Consider the following 3,836-nt stretch of genomic DNA (forward strand, 5'->3'; position numbering starts at 1 on the left):
GTGCTCGTCGATGAACGCTACGAGCGTGTGTGTGGCCGGTCGAGCTCGGCCGCGAAGAAACTCGCCGCGGCCTTCAGAATCTCATTCGCCCGCTTCAGTTCGGCGTTCTCCTTCTTCAACGCCTTGAGCTGGGCGGACTCCTCCGTCGTCGTCCCTGGACGAGTCCCCGCGTCGATCTCGTGCTGCTTCACCCAGTTCCGCAGCGTCTCGCGGGAGCCGATGCCGAGCTTGTCGGCCACCGTCTGCAGAGCGGCCGTCTCGTTCGGGTGATCGTCGCGCACCTCAGCGACCATGCGCACCGCACGGCGGCGGAGCTCAAGCGGGTAACGGGAAGGTCGTGCCATGACTCGATCCTTTCATGAAATCGAGTCTCTATTCGAGCCGGGGCGGTTCAGTTCTTCCACGCCTGGAAATACGTTTTCAGCACCGCTTGCGCGGCCTGAGCGGGAAGGACCGCGAGGAAATCGATGTCCTGGCGGATCGCGGCGTCCGCGTGTCCGAGCGTCCGCTTCTCCTTCGGCATCATCTGCCACCACGCGTGCAGGCAGTTCCACATCGTGCGGGCCGCGTGCGCCTGGTCGTCAGCCTTGAGCGCCATGGCAGGGGGCAATGCGAGCCGGGCGCGGTGCCCGAAGTGCCGTGTCTCCACGCCATGATCACTCATGGACGACACTCTACAGTATTGGTTTATGTCACCACGCTGGAATCCAAACCCCGACGTACGCACGGGTCGCCACGTCGTCCACAACCTCCATGTCCACTTGGTTTTTGTCACGAAGTACCGGCGGAAAGCGTTCACCGACGCCATGCTGACCCGCACGGAGGAGGTCATGCGCGAGGTCTGCCAGGACTTCGAGGCCGAGTTGAAGCACTTCAACGGCGAACAGGACCACGTCCACCTCCTCGTCCACTACCCACCCAAGGTCCAGCTCTCCAAGCTGGTCAACAGCCTCAAGGGCGTCTCCTCCCGACGCCTGCGCCAGGAATACGACGCCCATGTCCGCCGCTACCTGTGGGGCGGACACTTCTGGTCCGGCTCCTACTTCGCCGGGTCCTGCGGCGGGGCACCGCTGACCGTCGTCAAGCAGTACATCGAGAACCAGCAACGCCCCACCGGCTGAGGACAACACTGCGGACCCGTGCGCACAACGCGGGTCAGAGCAGCCCTGAAATGGCCTCCACCCCCGCCGAAAACGGCCGAGCACTCGCCAAGATCAAAGGTAGAGGGTGCCGAGTGCGGCGGCCAGGGTGCCGAGTAGCAGGCGGAGGAACGTCTCGGGCATGCGTGGCTGGAGGCGTGCTCCGAGGTAACCGCCGATGAGACCGCCCAGTCCGCAGGCCAGGCCGAGGAACCAGTCGGGGGCGATGCTGCCGCTGTGGACCAGGGACAGCAGGGCGTATGTGGAGGCGCCGACCAGGGAAGTGGCGAAGGTGGAGGCGAGCGCGGCGGGGGCGACCTTGGAAACGGGAACACCTCGGCCGACGAGGATGGGGCCGAGGATCGAGCCGCCGCCGATGCCGTAGATGCCGCCCACGACCCCGACGGCGAGCGCCAGGCCGGTGATCGTCCGGGGCGCAGGCTCCGGGCCTCGTGTCTCCGGGAGTGAAGGGCGGAGGGTTCGGGTGATGAGCCACGTACCGAGCGGCAGCATCAGAGCGGCAACCAGAAGCCGGAAGACGTTCGGGCCCGGAAGGGCGAACACGCGGATGACCGCTCCGAGGATCACACCGGGCAGGGTGCCCAGCACCATACGGCGCACGAGCGGGCCCTTCAGGGTGCCGTCGCGTCGGTAACGCAGCAGGGCACCAGGCCCTGCGACCACGTTGTAGAGCAGGTTCGTGGGCGTGACGGCCGGGTTGGGCACGGCGAAGACGCTGAGCTGCACGGGGAGCAGGAACACGGCCCCGGACACTCCGACCGGCGCGGTCACCACGGCTATCAGCATCCCGACTGCAAGGCCGGCCGCTCCCAGCTCCCACTCCACCCGATTCCCCCGCGTTGCCTGAGCCTGGCCTGTATCGGCCTCCCGCGACAGCGTAGATCGCCCGCTTCTCGCTTCGCTGGTGCGCTCCCGACCTGGGTGATCAAGGATCGATGGCAGGCTCAGCCTTCGCTGTCTTCAACCCAGGGACCTGAGAACCCGCCTATGACACCGGGCGGATGCTCCATGAGCGTCCGCCCGGTGTTGTCAGACGAAGACCCCCGACACGTCACGCGATGGACCCACAAGGAGAAGGACGGAGGAACCGACCTGCAACACCGTTGGACCGTGATCGGCCGGTCCCCGGCTGTGCTTCGACGTCACACGCGAGCTCACCGATTCTCACCGTCCCGATCCGGCAACGCGCCAGTGCGGGCCACGTCGGCGTACCACCGTGCGCTGGCCTTGGGGATGCGCTTACCGGTCGGGTAGTCGACGTAGACGGCACCGAAGCGCTTGCTGTAGCCGTACCCCCATTCGAAGTTGTCCAGCAAGGACCACAGGAAGTAGCCCCGTACGTCTACGCCGGCCACGATCGCCCGCTGCACGGCCGACAGGTGGCCGTGCAGGTAGGCGATGCGTTCAGGGTCGCTCACCTCGCCCTCCGGGTTGACGTAGTCGTCGAACGCGGCCCCGTTCTCGGTGATCATCAAAGGCGTCGCGGGGAACTCTGCCTTGAGCCGCATCAGCAGGTCGTACAGACCGCTGGGGTCGACCGCCCAGCCCATCGCGGTGGTGCTGCCCTCGGGGCGGTGGAAGGCAACCCGGTCCGCGCCCGGCCAGGGGCTGTGTTCGCTCGCTCCGTGACCGTCGGAGCCGTGGCTCGCCTCGTCGGTGGCGGCCGAGACGAGGGTGGGCGTGTAGTAGTTGACGCCCAGGAAGTCCAGCGGCTGGTGGATCGCGGCGAGGTCGCCGTCCTGCACGAAGGACCAGTCGGTCAGGCCGGCCGTGTCCTGGAGGAGATCCTGCGGGTACGCGCCCTCCAGCAGAGGGCCGGTGAAGACACGGTTGGCCAGCGCGTCGATCCGGCGGACCGCCTCCAGGTCCTCGGCGGTCTCGGTCAGCGCTCGGACGTGGTGGATGTTGAGCGTGATGGACGTCCGCGCGCGGGAGGGCAGTTCGGCACGCAGTGCCTGAACGGCCTTGCCGTGCGCGAGGTTGAGATGGTGCGCCGCGCGCAGGGCCGCGACCGGGTCGGTGCGCCCGGGAGCATGGACACCGGAGCCGTATCCGAGGAAGGCACTGCACCAGGGCTCGTTGAGGGTGGTCCAGGTCTTCACCCGGTCCCCCAGTGCACGGGCCGCCAGGGTCGCGTAGTCGGCGAACCGGTCGGTCGTGACGCGCTCCGGCCAGCCGCCCGCGTCCTCCAGTTCCTGCGGCAGGTCCCAGTGGTAGAGCGTGACGACCGGTTCGATGCCCTTCTCCAGCAGGGCATCGGTCAGCGCTCGGTAGAAGTCGAGGCCTTTCTGTACGGCCGGGCCGCGGCCGGTCGGCTGCACCCGCGGCCATGACAGGGAGAACCGGTAGGCGCTCACGCCGAGGTCGGCCATGATCGCGACGTCCTCGCGCCAGCGGTGGTAGTGGTCGGTGGCCACGTCACCGGTGTCGCCGTTGCGCACCCTGCCTGGCGTGTGCGAGTAGGTGTCCCAGATGGAAGGGGTGCGTCCGTCGATAGAGGCGGCACCCTCGATCTGGTACGCGGCGGTCGCCGTGCCCCAGGTGAATCCCTGAGGGAATCGGATGGAGTTGGTGGTTCCCGGGGCGGGCGCGACACGTCGGGTAACGGTGGTCACGTGAGTCCTTCCAGAGGTACTTCGGGGTGGGAGGGGCGGAGCGGGGTGGCGGGTACCGGAG

The 3,836-nt window shown here is 67.6% G+C and carries 3 protein-coding genes and 2 pseudogenes; 1 reads left to right on the forward strand and 4 read right to left on the reverse strand.

All coding sequences use genetic code 11. The annotated features are described in order from the left end of the window. Together O3Q52_RS50220 and O3Q52_RS50225 are read right to left on the reverse strand one after the other, a co-directional pair. Window positions 1-344 (reverse strand): annotated as a pseudogene (locus O3Q52_RS50220) (transposase); the annotation flags it as partial. A 50-nt stretch (window positions 345-394) separates the two neighbouring features. Continuing rightward, window positions 395-598, reverse strand: a pseudogene (locus O3Q52_RS50225) (RNA-guided endonuclease TnpB family protein); the annotation flags it as partial. 91 nt (window positions 599-689) lie between these two features. Between O3Q52_RS50225 and tnpA the strand changes: the two are divergent. Next, a complete protein-coding gene (gene tnpA, locus O3Q52_RS50230; RefSeq protein WP_269655106.1) occupies window positions 690-1,121 on the forward strand; it encodes an IS200/IS605 family transposase in 432 nt (143 codons plus the stop codon). Window positions 1,122-1,214: 93 nt separating this feature from the next. On the opposite strand, the gene O3Q52_RS50235 is transcribed toward tnpA, so the two are convergent. Continuing rightward, window positions 1,215-1,985 (reverse strand): sulfite exporter TauE/SafE family protein, encoded by a 771-nt coding sequence (locus tag O3Q52_RS50235; protein WP_269655107.1) that lies wholly within the window; start codon window positions 1,983-1,985, stop codon window positions 1,215-1,217. Between the two features lie 329 nt (window positions 1,986-2,314). Then, window positions 2,315-3,775: a GH1 family beta-glucosidase gene (locus O3Q52_RS50240; protein ID WP_269655108.1), complete on the reverse strand. Its 1,461-nt coding sequence runs from the start codon at window positions 3,773-3,775 to the stop codon at window positions 2,315-2,317. Between the last annotated feature and the right edge of the window lie 61 nt (window positions 3,776-3,836).

Source organism: Streptomyces sp. ActVer (genome assembly GCF_027270795.1).
Lineage (GTDB): Bacteria > Actinomycetota > Actinomycetes > Streptomycetales > Streptomycetaceae > Streptomyces > Streptomyces umbrinus_A.